This window comes from Streptomyces sp. NPDC001530 (assembly GCF_042894545.1).
Taxonomy (GTDB): domain Bacteria; phylum Actinomycetota; class Actinomycetes; order Streptomycetales; family Streptomycetaceae; genus Streptomyces.
Genome location: NZ_JBIAVS010000006.1, coordinates 259,871 through 274,990 on the forward strand (window position 1 = coordinate 259,871; position 15,120 = coordinate 274,990).

The window sequence follows — 15,120 nt, forward strand, 5'->3', positions numbered from 1 at the left end:
AGAGCCCTGCATACTCATGCATGTCAGCGAATGCACTGTGAGGAGAAACCCGTGACCGAGCGCGTCGTACTCGCCTACTCGGGCGGCCTGGACACCTCCGTCGCCATCGGCTGGATCGCCGAGGAGACGGGTGCTGAGGTCATCGCCGTAGCGGTCGACGTCGGCCAGGGCGGCGAGGACCTGGACGTCATTCGCAAGCGCGCGCTCGCCTGCGGCGCCGTCGAGGCTGAGGTCGCGGACGCCAAGGACGAGTTCGCCGAGGAGTACTGCCTCCCGGCGATCAAGGCCAACGCCCTCTACATGGACCGCTACCCGCTGGTCTCCGCCCTCTCCCGGCCGACGATCGTCAAGCACCTCGTCGCCGCCGCCCAGAAGCACGGCGCCACCACGGTCGCCCACGGCTGCACCGGCAAGGGCAACGACCAGGTCCGCTTCGAGGCCGGCATTGTCGCCCTCGCCCCCGACCTCAAGTGCATCGCCCCGGTCCGTGACTACGCGATGACCCGGGACAAGGCGATCGCCTTCTGCGAGGAGAAGCAGCTCCCGATCGCCACCACCAAGAAGTCCCCGTACTCCATCGACCAGAACGTCTTCGGACGCGCCGTCGAGACGGGCTTCCTGGAGGACATCTGGAACGCACCGATCGAGGACATCTACGAGTACACCTCCAACCCGGCCGAGCCGCGCGAGGCCGACGAGGTGATCATCTCCTTCCAGCAGGGCGTCCCGGTCGCCATCGACGGCAAGCCCGTCACCGTCCTGCAGGCCATCCAGCAGCTCAACGAGCGCGCCGGCGCCCAGGGCATCGGCCGGATCGACATGGTCGAGGACCGGCTGGTGGGCATCAAGTCGCGTGAGGTGTACGAGGCTCCGGGCGCGATCGCCCTGATCACCGCCCACCAGGAGCTGGAGAACGTCACCGTCGAGCGCGAACTCGCCCGCTACAAGCGGCAGGTCGAGCAGCGCTGGGGCGAACTGGTCTACGACGGCCAGTGGTTCTCCCCGCTCAAGCGCGCCCTGGACGGCTTCATCAACGAGGCCAACCAGCACGTCAACGGCGACATCCGGATGACCCTGCACGGCGGCCGCGCGGTCGTCACGGGCCGGCGCTCCGAGACGTCGCTCTACGACTTCAACCTCGCGACGTACGACACGGGCGACACTTTCGACCAGGCCGCGGCCAAGGGCTTCATCGACATCTACAGCCTGTCGTCGAAGATCGCCGCCAAGCGCGACCTGGCCTGAACGCAAGACGCGCTAGCGTGAGACCGCCTCCCCCTCCTCATGGGTGGGGAGGCGGTCGCACATCACCACCTCCAAGGAGCAAGTGCAGTGAGCAGCAACAGCGGTGACGTACGGCTCTGGGGCGGCCGTTTCGCCGACGGTCCCGCCGAGGCCCTGGCCAAGCTGTCCGCGTCGGTCCACTTCGACTGGCGCCTCGCGCCGTACGACATCGCCGGTTCCCGCGCCCACGCGCGCGTCCTGCACAAGGCGGGCCTGCTCACGGACGACGAGCTGACGCGGATGCTCGCGGGCCTGGACCAGCTCGAAGCGGACGTGGCATCGGGCGACTTCGTCGGCACCATCGCCGACGAGGACGTCCACACGGCCCTGGAGCGCGGCCTGCTGGAGCGCCTCGGCCCCGACCTCGGCGGCAAGCTGCGTGCCGGACGGTCGAGGAACGACCAGGTCGCGACCCTCTTCCGGATGTATCTGCGCGACCACGCCCGCATCATCGGCGGCCTGATCGCCGAACTCCAGGACGCGCTGATCGGCCTCGCGGAGGCCCACCCGGACGTGGCGATGCCCGGCCGCACCCACCTCCAGCACGCCCAGCCGGTCCTCTTCGCCCACCATGTCCTGGCCCATGTGCAGTCCCTGTCCCGGGATGCCGAGCGGCTGCGCCAGTGGGACGAGCGGACGGCCGTGTCGCCGTACGGCTCGGGCGCGCTCGCGGGCAGCAGCCTCGGCCTGGACCCGGAGGCGGTGGCGAAGGACCTCGGCTTCGAGCACGGCAGCGTCGGCAACTCCATCGACGGCACGGCCTCCCGTGACTTCGTCGCCGAGTTCGCCTTCATCACCGCGATGATCGGGGTCAACCTCTCCCGGATCGCCGAAGAGGTCATCATCTGGAACACGAAGGAGTTCTCCTTCGTCACCCTCCACGACGCCTTCTCCACCGGCTCGTCGATCATGCCGCAGAAGAAGAACCCGGACATCGCGGAGCTGGCGCGCGGCAAGTCGGGCCGTCTCATCGGCAACCTGACCGGTCTGATGGCCACGCTCAAGGCCCTCCCGCTCGCCTACAACCGCGACCTCCAGGAGGACAAGGAGCCGGTCTTCGACTCCTGCGACCAGCTGGAGGTCCTGCTGCCCGCCTTCACCGGCATGATGGCGACCCTCACCGTCAACCGCGAGCGCATGGAGGAGCTGGCTCCGGCCGGCTTCTCGCTCGCCACCGACATCGCCGAATGGCTGGTCAAGCAGGGCGTGCCGTTCCGCGTCGCCCACGAGGTCGCGGGCGAGTGCGTGAAGGTCGCCGAGGGGGAGGGCAAGGAGCTGGACGGTCTGACGGACGAGCAGTTCGCGAAGATCTCCGCGCACCTGACCCCCGAGGTCCGGTCCGTCCTCAACGTCCCCGGCGCCCTGGCCTCCCGCAACGGCCGTGGCGGTACGGCGCCCAGCGCGGTCGCCGTCCAGCTCGCCGAGGTCAAGGCGGACGTGGCGGCCCAGCACGCGTGGGCCACCGCGAAGCAGAAGTAGCGGCGGGTCCCGTACGGGAGCGGTGAGTCGTACGAAGGAGGGCATCGCGGGTTACGTTGGTCCGGAGCCGTATGGAGCCGACCGAACGGAGCCCGCGATGCCCTTCGCCCGCCTCGCCTCAGCGACGACTCCCACCTGCCACATCGGCCTCGGTCTGGCCGCCGTCGGCCGACCTGGCTACATCAACCTCGGCCGAGAACAGGACCTCCCGGCCGACCGCAGCGTCGACGCCCTGCGCGAGCGCACCCACGAACTCCTCGAAGCCGCCTACGCCCAGGGCGTCCGCTACTTCGACGTCGCCCGCTCCTACGGCCGTTCCGAGGAGTTCCTCGCCGACTGGCTCAACCACCGGCCCGACATCGACGACATCGTGATCGGCAGCAAGTGGGGCTACACCTACACGGCGGACTGGCGCACCGACGCCGAGGCACACGAGGTCAAGGACCACAGCCTCGCCACGTACGAGCGGCAGCGCGCCGAGACGGCGGAGCTGCTCGGCGACCGGCTCGACCTCTACCAGATCCACTCGGTGACCCCGGACAGCCCCGCCCTCACCGACAAGGAGCTCCACGCCAAGCTGGCCGAAGCGGCCGCGCAGGGTCTCTCGATCGGCTTCTCCACCAGCGGGCCCGCCCAGGCAGAGGCCATCCGCGCTGCACTGGCCGTGACGGTCGACGACGAACCGCTCTTCCGCACGGTGCAGTCCACGTACAACATCCTGGAGACTTCGGCCGCGCCCGCGCTCGCCGAGGCCCACGACGCCGGTCTCACAGTGATCGTCAAGGAGGCCATGGCCAACGGCCGGCTCGCCGAGCCGTATGCGCCGGACGCGCTGAAGGCCGTCGCCGCGGAGACCTCGCTGGGCTGTGACGCGGTGGCCCTCGCGGTGATCCTGCGGCAGCCCTGGGCCGGCGTCGTGCTCTCCGGGGCGGCCACCGCCAACCAGCTCGTCTCGAACCTGCACGCCGCGGTCGTCGACCTCGACGACGACCAGCTGTCCCGGCTCGCCGCGCTCGTGGAGGACCCACAGGCGTACTGGGAGCGGCGCGGACAGCTGCCCTGGCACTGAGCACTCTCTGAGCAGAGCGTGGTGAGACGTGCGCGCTTCTAATGAGACAAGAATGTCTCACATGGTCTATGGTCGTCTCATGGCCGTCGACCGTGACCACGTGCTGCGCAGCGCAGCCGCCCTGCTCACCCGCAAATCCACCGCCACCATGGACGAGGTCGCCAAGGCGGCCGGGATCAGCCGAGCCACGCTGCACCGCCAGTTCGCGGGGCGCGACGCGCTCGTACGGGCACTGGAGTCGCTCGGCATCCAGGAGTGCGAGGCCGCTCTGGAGGCCGCCCGCCTCGACGAGGGCACCGCTCAGGAAGCCGTGCGCCGCCTGGTGAAGGAGCTCGAAAGAGCCGCCGGTCTGCTCGCCTTCCTCTACACCGAGAACCAGCTGTTCGAGGGCGAGGAGCAGAACGAGGGCTGGGCCCGGCTCGACGCACGGATGGCCGCTGTGTTCCGACGCGGTCAGGAGAGCGGCGAGTTCCGCATCGACCTCACCCCGGCCTGGCTCACCGAGGCGCTCTACGGGCTGATGGCCTCGGGGGCGTGGGCCGTGACCGAAGGCCGCGTCGCCGCCAAGGACTTTCACTACATGATCGTCGAGCTGCTGCTCGGCGGCGCACTACGGAGAGAGGAATCATGACCAGCACCCTGCAGCCGGCCGTCAAGGCGGAGATGGAGAAGCGCCCGGGCCGTTGGCTCGCGCTCTGCGTCCTCGTCCTCGCCGTGCTGCTGGTGGCCGTCGACGCGACCGTCCTCGGCCTGGCAACCCCGTACATCAGCGAGGACCTGAAGCCGTCCGGCACCCAGCTCCTGTGGATCGGTGACGTCTACTCGTTCGTCATCGCCGGCCTGCTCGTCTCCATGGGCAGCCTCGGCGACCGCATCGGGCGCAAGAAGCTGCTGCTCGTCGGCGCCACCGCGTTCGGCCTGATATCGGTGCTCAACGCCTATGCCACGACAGCGGAGTTGATGATCCTGGCGCGGGCGCTGCTCGGTGTCGCGGGCGCGACCCTGATGCCCGCCACCCTCGCCCTGATCCGCAACCTCTTCCACGACCCGCGCGAGCGCAGCCTCGCCATCGGCATCTGGGGCGCAACCGCCTCCGCCGGTACGGCAGTTGGTCCGGTCGCGGGCGGCTTCCTGCTCGAACACTTCTGGTGGGGTTCCGTCTTCCTCATCAACCTCCCGGTGATGGTCGTCCTCGTCCTCGTCGGCAGCAGGCTGCTGCCCGAGTCGAAGAACCCGAACCCCGGGCCCTGGGACCTGCCCAGCGTCGCCCTCTCGCTCGTCGGCGTGATCGGCGTCGTGTACGCGGTGAAGGAGGCCGCCGCGCACGGTCTCACCGCGCAGCCCACGGCCGCCGGACTGCTCGGCGCCGCCGCCCTGTACTGGTTCGTACGCCGCCAACTCACGCTGCCCACACCACTGTTGGACGTAAGACTGTTCCGCAACCGGGGCTTCTCCGGAGCCGTCCTCGCCGACCTGCTCACCGTCCTCGGGCTTTCCGGGCTCGTCTTCTTCCTCTCGCAGTACCTGCAACTCGTGCAGGGCAGGGGGCCGTTCGAGGCCGGGCTTGCCGAAATCCCCGCCGCCGTGGGCGCGGTGGCGGCGGGTCTGGTCGCGGGCACGTTCGCGCGGCGCTTCTCGGTGCGCGCCGTGGTCTCCGGCGGTCTCGCCGCGGTGGGTCTCGCGCTCGGTGCGCTCACCCTGCTGAGCCAGTCCACCGGCTATCCGCTGCTCGGCGCCGCCCTGCTGGTCGTCGGCATCGGTGCGGGCTTCTCGTTCACCGTCACCGCCGACGTGATCCTCTCCAGCGTGCCCAAGGAACAGGCGGGCGCCGCGTCCGCCGTCTCCGAAACGGCGTACGAACTCGGCGCCGCCCTCGGCATCGCCCTGCTCGGCTCCATCGTGACCAGCGTCTACGCGGGCTTCACGGGCCCCACGGGCACACCCGCCGAGGCGCACGAGTCGCTGGGCGGCGCGGTGGAGGCGGCGCACGGCCTGCCCGCGCACACCGCCGAGGCACTACTGACCGCGGCCCGCGAGTCCTTCGTCGACGGCCTCACGCTCGCGGCGGGCGGCGGCGCGATGGTACTGCTCGCCACGGCGGTGGCGGCGTGGTTCCTGCTGCGCGGACAGCGCCTGGAAACCGCCCCGTAGTGGAGGAGCCCTCTAGGGGCGCGGGGCTGTGACATTGTGCGGCTCCGCCGCGTGGGCGCGATCAGCACAGTTCACCCGCATCCGAAATACGGCAGACCGCCGGGGGCGCTACGCGGCTTTTGCCTTCGTGGCGTACATGTCCACGTACTCCTGCCCCGACAGCAGCATGACCTCGGTCATCACGGAGTCGGTCACGGCCCGCAGGACGTAGCGGTCGCGGTCCATCCCCTCGTACCGAGAGAACTCCATCGCTTCACCGAAGCGAACCGTGACGCGGCCAGGCCGCGGCATCCCCGCACCACCCGGCTGCAGCTTGTCGGTGCCGATCATGGCGAACGGGACGACCGGGGCGCCGGTCATCAGGGTGAGGCGGGCGATGCCGGTGCGGCCGCGGTACAGGCGGCCGTCGGGGGAGCGGGTGCCCTCGGGGTAGATCCCGAAGATCTTGCCCTCCTCCAGGACGCGGCGGCCGGTCATCAGCGCCGCGACACCGCCGTTCGCACCATCCCGGTCCACCGGGATCATGCCGACGCCGGTGAAGAACCAGGCCATCAGGCGGCCCTTGAAGCCCTTGCCGGTGACGTACTCGTCCTTGCCGATGAAGAACACCTGCCGGTCGCAGACCAGCGGAAGGATCATCGAGTCGATGAACGTGAGGTGGTTGCCGGCCAGGATCACGGGGCCGTCGCCCGGGATGTGCTCCACGCCCTCCACCCGTGGGCGGAACATCAGGCGCATGATCGGTCCGAGCACTGCCTTGATGAGCGCGAAGCGGGACAACGGGCCCTCCGGTGTCAAGGGATTCGGTATGAGTCTGTGCAGGTGAGGACGATACTCGCGCCCACCGGGGTATTGCACATCGGGCGCATCGGGTTCACCGAGGTCTTACGCATTGTTGACGCACGTTTACCTGCGGTGTCGCGCCGGCGGCCGGGCGTAACGCGACCGCCACGATGTGACGCACATCGCCCGAGGGGCCTATCGGGCGCGTACCCCATACGGTCCTGGCCAAGCCGACGGATCGTCAGATCTCCGCCCTCGTACGACATCCAGCGTCACCCCCGTGTTCCGGCCGACGTCTCCCGTCCGTCACGCACGCGCACCTACGATCGGCCCGCACTGGCGATGACAGGACGACGGAGGCGCTCATGGGAACGCAGGAGTCGGACGAGCGGACACACGGGACCGGACGGCGGGCACTGCTCGGCGCGGCGGTGCTCGGCGCGGGCGCGGCGGCACTCGGGGCGGCGGGCACGGCGAGAGCCGCCGACGCGCGGCACGGGGGCGGCGGCCTGAAGAGCCTGCCCGTGCCGACGATCATCGGACACCGCGGGGCCAGTGGCTACCGGCCGGAGCACACCTTCGGCTCGTACCAGCTGGCCCTCGACATGGGCGCGGACGTCGTCGAGGCGGGCGACCTGGTGCCCACCAAGGACGGCCACCTCGTCTGCCGTCACGAGCCGGAGATCGGCGGGACCACGGATGTCTCGGCGCACCCCGAGTTCGCCGACCGCAAGACCACCAAGACGCTCGACGGGGTCGCCACGACGGGCTGGTTCACCGAGGACTTCACGCTCGCCGAGCTGAAGACCCTGCGCGCCGTCGAGCGCATCCCGGCCAACCGCCCGCACAACACCCTCTACAACGGCCGCTGGGAGATCCCCACCTTCGAAGAGGTGCTCCGCTGGCAGGACGAGCAGACCCGCAAGCGCGGCAAGCAGGTCTGGATCTACCCCGAGACCAAGCACCCCACCTACTTCCGCAAGCTGGGCCTCGGCCTGGAGGAGCGGGTCGCCAAGCTGCTGCGCAAGTACGGCAAGGACAAGACGAACTCGCCGGTCATCCTGCAGTCCTTCGAACCGAGCAGCATCCAGCGCCTGGACAAGCTGGTCGACAACCCGCTCGTGGTGCTGCTGTCCGGCGCGAGCAGCCGCCCCTGGGACTTCGTCGAGGCGGGCGACCCGCGCACCGTCGCCGACCTCGTCACGCCCGAGGGCCTGGAGTGGATCGCCTCGTACGCGCAGGGCATCGGGCCGACCCTCGACCTGGTCATCCCGAAGGACGCGAGCGGCAACCTCACCACGCCGACCACGCTCGTCGACGACGCGCACGACGCGGGCCTGATCCTGCACCCGTACACCATGCGCAACGAGAACCCCTTCCTGCCCGCGAACTTCCGGAAGGGCACCGACCCGACCGCCTACGGCGACGTCTTCGGCGCGTTCAAGACGTACTTCGCGACGGGCATCGACGGCGTCTTCTCCGACAACGCGGACACCGCGCTGCTCGCCCGCGCGGACTTCGTCGACGGATGATCCGGGTCGACGCGTGAGCCGTGTCGATGGACGGCCCGTCTCGCCGGATGGCCCGTGTTCACGGATGACCCGCGTCAACGCATGACCGCGACACCCCGATTGGGGTGACAGTCGGCCGCCCCGGCAACCTCCCGCGGGGCGGCCGCGTCGTGCCGCATATGACACACGACTTGGTTGCCACGCTGCGCCCACTCCTCGCGGCCGAGGCCTCGGCCGAGGCATATGCGTCCGGCGCCGAGCAGAGCGACCTGGAACAGGCCGTCTGGCTGCGCCTCCTGGAGCGACTCGACAGTGCCGGCCCGCCCGTCGATCCGCAGGGCTGGCTGCGCCGCGCCGTGCGCTCCGAGGCGCGCCGCAGCCGCCGTACGGCCCGGATTGAACAGCCGTACGCCTCCGAACCCGCCGACGACCGCGGGTCCGGTCCCGAACAGGAGGCGATGACCGCCGACCGCCGTCGCGCGCTGCACGCCGCCGTGCGCCGCCTGCCCGGCCGCTGCCCCAGCCTGATGGCGGCGCTGCTCTCCCCGGAGGACCTCACCTACCGGGAGATCGCAGGGGAGTTGGGTATCTCACAGGGCAGTCTGGGTCCGGAACGTTCCAGATGCCTGGGATGTCTGCGTCGATTGCTCACCGTGGAGGTTGCGGCCCGCTGACGGCGGGGATAGGAGTGAGGGACGACCGGTGGAACAGGTGAGCGGGAGGCATGCACACATGGGCATGAGCGTGACCATCTCGGCGGCGACCGAGCAGGACGCAGAGCAGATCCTCAAGCTGCAGTACCTCTGCTACCAGAGCGAGGCCGAGCTGTACGGCGACTACGGCATCGAGCCGCTCACGCAGCCGCTCGACTCCCTCAGGGCGGAGCTGGCGGGGGGCACCGTCCTGGTGGCCCGGCTCGGAGAAGAGGTGGTGGCCTCGGTCCGCGGCGCCGTCGACGCCGACGGCACGGCCCGCATCAACAAGCTCATCGTCCACCCGCGTATGCAGCGCCACGGCCTCGGCGGACGCCTGCTCGCCGCGATCGAGGCACGGCTCGGCGAGGACGGCGCGGCCAAGTCCTTCCAGCTCTTCACGGGCCACCGCAGCGAGCGCAACCTCCACCTCTACCGCAAGCACGGCTACGCCCCGGTCTCCCAGGAGCGCGTCGACGAGCGGCTCACGCTCGTGACCCTGGCGAAGGGCGCCGACGAGGGAGCGTACGCCGCAAGCGCCTAGCGGCTACTGCGCTGTTGGCGCCGAACCCGCTACCGGGCGGCCGTGCGTGACCGCTATTGGGTGGCCGTGCGTGACCGCTACTGGGCTGCGGTACGCGCCTTGCGCAGCCAGTACATCGCCGACAGCGGCAGCAGCACGGGGATGAACAGATAGCCCATCCCGTAGTCCGACCACACCGTGGCGTCGGGGAAGGCGGACGGCTCCACCAGCGTCCAGGTCCCGACGGTCAGCACACCCGCGAGCTCGGCGGCGCAGCACACCAGCGCCGCCTTGCGGGCCGTCTCTCCGCCGCGGACGAGCGAATACGTGATGAAGCCGTAGACGACGCCCGCGACCGCGGACAGCGAGTAAGCGAGCGGGGCCTTGTCGAACTCCGTCGAGATCTGCACGGCGGACCGCGAGACGGCGCCGACGACCATCACGCCGTACAGCCAGAGCAGCAGCATTCCCGGCCCGCTGATGAGCCGCGTCCGCTTCTTCTGCGTCGGCTTCTCTTCCCGAGGCACGGTTCCGTTCTCCTCCGTGGCCGTCATCTCAGCCTCCCCAGATGTCATAGAGCCGCACCTCGAGGACGGCGAGAACGATGCCGCCGGCCGCCACCGTGACCGAACCCCATCGGGTGCGCTCCGCCAGCGACATGAAGCCCGCCGCCGGAATGCAGGCGAAGGCGCCGAGCAGATACGCCACGAAGATCGTCGTGCCCTGCTCCGGCTTCTCGCCGCGCGCCAGCTGGACGATGCCGATCACCAGTTGGACCACGGCGAGCAGCGACACCACGGCCATGCCGATGAAGTGCCAGTCCTTCGTGGGCTGATCACGGTAGGCGGCCCAGCCGCACCAGGCGGCGAGCACGAGCGCGGCGACGGCGGTGGCGACCGTCAGGGCATCAAGCATGCCGTGACCCTATTACGGGCCAAAAGACCCGATGCCCTCGCCCCCGGGGTGCCCCGTAGGGTCGAGGGCATGAAGATCCACGCTGAAGCCCTGCTGTTCGACAACGATGGAACGCTCGTCTCATCCCTTGAGTCGGTGAACCGGTGCTGGACCCGATGGGCGCAGGAGTACGGCATCACGGCAGAGGACTTCGCCCGGATCGAACTGCACGGCCGTCCCGCCGTGGAGATAGCCGCCGACCTGCTGCCCGCCGACATCGTCCCCGAGGCCCTGGCACGCATCGAGCAGTTGGAGGTCGAGGACGTACCCGGCGGAGTCGTGGCGCTGCCCGGCACCCTCGCACTGCTCGACTTGCTCCCGGCCGACCGCTGGGCGGTCGTCACCTCCGCGACCCGGCGCCTGGCCGAGGCCCGGCTCGGCGAGGTCGGCATCCGCCCCAAGATGCTCATCGCCGCCGACGACATCACCCGCGGCAAGCCCGACCCCGAGCCCTACCTCCTCGCCGCCCGCGATCTGGGCGTCGATCCGGCCCGCTGCGTCGTCTTCGAGGACGCCCCCGCCGGTCTCCAGGCGGGCCGCGCCGCCGGCATGACCACCGTGGCGTTGGCCACAACCCACCAGGCCCACGAGCTCGACGCCGACCTCGTGGTCAAGGACCTCTCGGCCCTGTCCGTCCTGGTCACGGCCCACGGAGTGGAGATCTCCGTCCGAGGCTGAACGGTGTCCACCGCTGTCCGCTATTCGGACAGCGGTGGCAGGCCCCGCCTGTGGGTCTGCTTTACTTCATCCCATGACCACGACGAGCAGCCGCACCCTTGCGACCGAGGCGACCATGACGCCCGGTGCTCGTTGTATGTGTCGAATGTGCGCCTTCTAGAGGGCCCCCGCACCACCGCCTGGTCTCGCGCCCCGAAGCGAGACCGCCGCCCCCTGTCCGTACCGCGTACGTGACTTGGGCTGCCCCGCGCACACGTTCTCCTTCCGGTTCCATCGCCATCGCGAGAACCGTGCCGCGTTCCCCATCGCATGCACCCGTGCCCGGCGCACACCCACGCCCTGCACTCGACAGTGACGGAAACCCCAGTGATCACGACAACGGGCCTCACCAAGGTCTACCGCTCGCGCGGCCGTGAAGTGACCGCCCTCGACGGCGTCGATCTGCACGTTCGCGAAGGCGAGGTGTACGGCGTCATCGGCCAGTCCGGCGCCGGCAAGTCCTCGCTCATCCGCTGCGTCAACCTCCTGGAGCGTCCCACCTCCGGCACGGTCACCGTCGCCGGACAGGACCTCACCGCCCTCGCCGGCCGCGGCCCCCGCGCGGGCAAGGAACTCCGCAGGGCGCGCAGCCACATCGGGATGGTCTTCCAGCACTTCAACCTGCTGTCCTCGCGCACCGTCCAGGACAACGTCGAGCTGCCGCTGGAAATCCTTGGCACGTCAGGGAAGGAACGTTCCCGCAAGGCACTCGGACTGCTCGACCTGGTCGGCCTCTCCGACAAGGCCAAGGCCTACCCGGCCCAGCTCTCCGGCGGCCAGAAGCAGCGCGTCGGCATCGCCCGCGCCCTCGCCGGCGACCCCAAGGTGCTGCTCTCCGACGAGGCGACCAGCGCCCTCGACCCGGAGACCACCCGCTCCATCCTCCAGCTGCTGCGCGATCTGAACCGGCAACTGGGCCTGACCGTCCTGCTCATCACCCACGAGATGGACGTCGTCAAGACGGTCTGCGACTCGGCCGCCCTCATGGCGAACGGCAGGATCGTCGAGTCCGGCACCGTCAGCGAACTCCTCGCGACGCCCGGCTCGGAACTCGCCTCGGCGCTCTTCCCGGTCAGCGGCGACGCCACCGGCGACGACCGCACCGTCATCGACGTCACCTTCCACGGCGAGGCGGCGACCCAGCCCGTCATCTCGCAGCTCTCGCGCACGTACAACATCGACATCTCGATCCTCGGCGCCGCGATGGACACCGTCGCCGGCAAGCAGGTCGGCCGGATGCGCATCGAACTGCCCGGCCGCTACGAGGACAACGTCGTGCCGATCGGATTCCTCCGCGAGCAGGGCCTGCAGATCGACCTCGTCGAAAAAGCAGCCCAGGAGCCCGTACTGGTGAAGGAAGGTGCCAAGTGACCTGGTCCGAGATGCAGCCGCTGCTGTCCCAGGCGTGTTGGGACACGCTCTACATGGTCGGCTGGTCCACCCTCATCGCGATCGTCGGCGGTCTCCCGCTCGGCATCCTGCTCGTCCTCACCGACCGCGGCGGACTCCTCCAGAACGTCGTCGCGAACAAGGTCATCGGACAGGTCGTGAACATCGCCCGCTCGATGCCGTTCATCATCCTGATGGTCGCCCTGATGAGCTTCACCCGCACCATCACGGGGACGACGATCGGGCGCGAGGCAGCGATCGTGCCGCTCGCCATCGGTGCGATTCCGTTCTTCGCGCGCCTTGTTGAGACGGCTGTCCGCGAAGTGGACGGCGGGCTCGTCGAGGCCGTGCAGTCGATGGGCGGCAACACCTGGACCGTCGTCCGCAAGGTCCTCGTACCGGAGTCGCTGCCCTCGCTGATCTCCTCCGCGACCACCACGGTCGTCGCGCTCATCGGCTACTCGGCGATGGCCGGCACGGTCGGCGCCGGCGGCCTCGGCGACATCGCGATCCGCTACGGCTACCAGCGCTTCGAGACCGGACTGATGTGGATCACGGTCGCCATCCTCGCGGTCGTCATCTCGGTCATCCAGTTCGCCGGCGACTACGCCGCGCGCGGGCTGCACCGGCGCGGTGGCCAGTCCGGGGCCACGCCGAAGCTCCGGCTCCTGAAGGCCGCGACCGCGACCAGCAAGACCGTCTGACCCTCCCCCTGTTTCCCCTGATTTCCCCGTACACCCCACACGGGGTCGCTCCACCCATAAGGAAAGGCACTTTTCGTGCGTAACACCGCCAAGATCACCACCGCCGTCCTCGCCGCCGGAGCCCTCACCTTCGGGCTCACCGCCTGCGGCTCGGACAAGGACTCCGCCTCCTCCGACACCAGCGCTCCGCTGATCGTCGCCGCGAGCCCGACCCCGCACGCCGAGATCCTCGACTACGTCAAGGACAACCTGGCGAAGAAGGCGGGCCTCGACCTGGAGGTCAAGGAGTTCACCGACTACGTGACGCCGAACACGGCGACCGAGGACGGCTCCGTGGGCGCCAACTACTTCCAGAACCAGCCGTACCTCGACGACTTCAACAAGAAGAACGGCACGCACATCGTGCCCGTCGTCACGGTGCACCTGGAGCCGCTCGGCCTCTACTCCCACAAGGTGAAGAGCGCCGACGCCCTGAAGAGCGGTGCGACGATCGCCGTCCCGAACGACACGGTCAACGAGGCGCGCGCGCTCAAGCTGCTCGCCGCCAACGGCCTCATCACGCTCAAGGACGGCGCGGGCAACGACGCGACCCCCAAGGACATCGCGAAGAACCCGAAGAACCTCAAGTTCAAGGAGCTGGAGGCGGCCCAGACCCCGCGCTCCCTGGACGACGTCGACGCCGCGGTGATCAATGGCAACTACGCCATCGAGGCCGACCTCAAGCCCGCCAAGGACGCGCTCGTCCTGGAGTCCGCGCAGAACAACCCGTACGGCAACTTCCTCGCCGTCAAGAAGGGCAACGAGGACGACCCGCGCGTCAAGAAGCTCGCCAAGCTCCTCACCTCGCCCGAGGTCAAGAAGTTCATCGAGGACAAGTACGCCGGCTCCGTCATCCCGTCGTTCTAGTCGACTCCAGGCGCGAACACGATGCGCAAGCACGTTCCCTGTCAACGGTCCCGCGCCGTACGGCTTTACGGAGCCGCGCGGTGGATGCGATCCGGCTGACGCGGCCCCTCGTCACCGCACGGGGTCCACTCCACTACCTGGAGTGGACCCCGTGGTGCCGTTCAGTGCCTTCATGCTGCATGCTGGGCAGTTCAGCGGGCCCCACGGTTTCCCACGGTCCGAAGTCCCCGACGGTTACGGAGCGGCGCATGACGAGCACCTTCCCCGACATCTCCATCAGCACGGAGCGGTTGGTCCTGCGTGCGCTCGACGAGGACGACATCCCCGCCCTGGCCGAGATGATGAACGACGAGATGGTGGCGGCCTGGACGTCGGTGCCGCAGCCCTTCACCGAGGACGGCGCCCGCACCTGGATCACCGAGTACGCGCCCACGGAACGCACGGCGGGCCGCGGACTCGACCTCGCCGTCACCGAGTTCCTCACCCAGCGCCTGGTCGGCATCATCCAACTCGGCAAGACGAACTGGCATGTGCGGTCCACCGAACTCTCGTACATCATCGCCCCCTGGGCGCGCGGCGAGGGCTACGCCTCCGAGGCGGCGCTCGCCACCGCCCAATGGCTCTTCGGTGACCAGAAGTTCGAGCGCATCGAACTGCGGACGGCGGCCGACAACACCGCCTCGCAGCAGGTCGCCCAGAAGATCGGCTGTATCAGCGAGGGCGTGCTGCGCAACGCCTGCATAGCGCGCACCCGTACCGAGGACGGCGCGTGGGTCGACCTGCGCACCGACTTCATCGTGTGGAGCCTGCTGCCCGAGGACCTCGAAGGCGTCGGCGAGCAGCTCGCGGACACCGGTGGTTTCACGTCGTTCTCCGACTGGAACTGAGAACCACGGGAGTCGCGCCCCGGGACCCAGGAACCGCATACCTGAATCCGCGGGACCGCTCCCACGCGCCG

General features: G+C 69.4%; 16 protein-coding genes. 13 read left to right on the forward strand and 3 right to left on the reverse strand.

Going from position 1 to position 15,120, the window contains the following annotated elements:
* Nucleotides 1–51: 51 nt before the first annotated feature.
* From ACFY0T_RS14050 to ACFY0T_RS14070, 5 genes are all read left to right on the forward strand, one after another.
* Nucleotides 52–1,245, forward strand: coding sequence for an argininosuccinate synthase (locus tag ACFY0T_RS14050; protein WP_388868853.1), 1,194 nt, complete (start codon nt 52–54; stop codon nt 1,243–1,245).
* Between the two features lie 87 nt (nt 1,246–1,332).
* A complete protein-coding gene (gene argH, locus ACFY0T_RS14055) occupies nt 1,333–2,763 on the forward strand; it encodes an argininosuccinate lyase (protein ID WP_388868856.1) in 1,431 nt (476 codons plus the stop codon).
* A 97-nt stretch (nt 2,764–2,860) separates the two neighbouring features.
* A complete protein-coding gene (locus tag ACFY0T_RS14060; RefSeq protein WP_388868859.1) occupies nt 2,861–3,832 on the forward strand; it encodes an aldo/keto reductase in 972 nt (323 codons plus the stop codon).
* 79 nt (nt 3,833–3,911) lie between these two features.
* A complete protein-coding gene (locus ACFY0T_RS14065) occupies nt 3,912–4,463 on the forward strand; it encodes a TetR/AcrR family transcriptional regulator (RefSeq protein WP_388868863.1) in 552 nt (183 codons plus the stop codon).
* Nucleotides 4,460–5,983: an MFS transporter gene (locus ACFY0T_RS14070; protein WP_388868866.1), complete on the forward strand. Its 1,524-nt coding sequence runs from the start codon at nt 4,460–4,462 to the stop codon at nt 5,981–5,983. Before ACFY0T_RS14065 ends, ACFY0T_RS14070 begins: the two co-directional genes overlap by 4 nt.
* Before the next feature lie 108 nt (nt 5,984–6,091).
* On the opposite strand, the gene ACFY0T_RS14075 is transcribed toward ACFY0T_RS14070, so the two are convergent.
* A complete protein-coding gene (locus ACFY0T_RS14075) occupies nt 6,092–6,781 on the reverse strand; it encodes a lysophospholipid acyltransferase family protein (RefSeq protein WP_388868869.1) in 690 nt (229 codons plus the stop codon).
* Nucleotides 6,782–7,131: 350 nt separating this feature from the next.
* On the opposite strand from ACFY0T_RS14075, the gene ACFY0T_RS14080 reads away from it, so the two are divergent.
* The 3 genes from ACFY0T_RS14080 to ACFY0T_RS14090 all read left to right on the forward strand — a co-directional run bounded on the left by ACFY0T_RS14080 (nt 7,132) and on the right by ACFY0T_RS14090 (nt 9,513).
* On the forward strand, nt 7,132–8,298 hold the full coding sequence (locus ACFY0T_RS14080; RefSeq protein WP_388868872.1) for a glycerophosphodiester phosphodiesterase: 1,167 nt from the start codon (nt 7,132–7,134) through the stop codon (nt 8,296–8,298).
* A 158-nt stretch (nt 8,299–8,456) separates the two neighbouring features.
* A complete protein-coding gene (locus ACFY0T_RS14085) occupies nt 8,457–8,951 on the forward strand; it encodes a sigma-70 family RNA polymerase sigma factor (RefSeq protein WP_388868875.1) in 495 nt (164 codons plus the stop codon).
* A gap of 58 nt (nt 8,952–9,009) precedes the next feature.
* Entirely contained in the window at nt 9,010–9,513 is a 504-nt protein-coding gene (locus ACFY0T_RS14090; protein ID WP_388868878.1) for a GNAT family N-acetyltransferase, read from the forward strand.
* 77 nt (nt 9,514–9,590) lie between these two features.
* On the opposite strand, the gene ACFY0T_RS14095 is transcribed toward ACFY0T_RS14090, so the two are convergent.
* A complete protein-coding gene (locus tag ACFY0T_RS14095; RefSeq protein WP_388868881.1) occupies nt 9,591–10,046 on the reverse strand; it encodes a hypothetical protein in 456 nt (151 codons plus the stop codon).
* A 1-nt stretch (nt 10,047) separates the two neighbouring features.
* Entirely contained in the window at nt 10,048–10,407 is a 360-nt protein-coding gene (locus ACFY0T_RS14100) for a hypothetical protein (protein WP_388868883.1), read from the reverse strand.
* 69 nt (nt 10,408–10,476) lie between these two features.
* Between ACFY0T_RS14100 and ACFY0T_RS14105 the strand changes: the two genes are divergently transcribed.
* The 5 genes from ACFY0T_RS14105 to ACFY0T_RS14125 all read left to right on the forward strand — a co-directional run bounded on the left by ACFY0T_RS14105 (nt 10,477) and on the right by ACFY0T_RS14125 (nt 15,049).
* Nucleotides 10,477–11,124 carry an HAD family hydrolase gene (locus ACFY0T_RS14105; protein WP_388868886.1) on the forward strand — a complete coding sequence of 216 codons (648 nt, stop codon included), beginning with the start codon at nt 10,477–10,479 and terminating at the stop codon, nt 11,122–11,124.
* Nucleotides 11,125–11,490: 366 nt separating this feature from the next.
* Nucleotides 11,491–12,534: a methionine ABC transporter ATP-binding protein gene (locus ACFY0T_RS14110; protein ID WP_388868889.1), complete on the forward strand. Its 1,044-nt coding sequence runs from the start codon at nt 11,491–11,493 to the stop codon at nt 12,532–12,534.
* Complete coding sequence (locus ACFY0T_RS14115; protein ID WP_388868892.1) at nt 12,531–13,256, forward strand: methionine ABC transporter permease; 726 nt, start codon at nt 12,531–12,533, stop codon at nt 13,254–13,256. The genes ACFY0T_RS14110 and ACFY0T_RS14115 overlap by 4 nt, the downstream gene beginning before the upstream one ends.
* A gap of 75 nt (nt 13,257–13,331) precedes the next feature.
* Complete coding sequence (locus ACFY0T_RS14120; protein ID WP_388868895.1) at nt 13,332–14,162, forward strand: MetQ/NlpA family ABC transporter substrate-binding protein; 831 nt, start codon at nt 13,332–13,334, stop codon at nt 14,160–14,162.
* Nucleotides 14,163–14,410: 248 nt separating this feature from the next.
* On the forward strand, nt 14,411–15,049 hold the full coding sequence (locus ACFY0T_RS14125; RefSeq protein ID WP_388868898.1) for a GNAT family N-acetyltransferase: 639 nt from the start codon (nt 14,411–14,413) through the stop codon (nt 15,047–15,049).
* Nucleotides 15,050–15,120 lie beyond the last annotated feature (71 nt).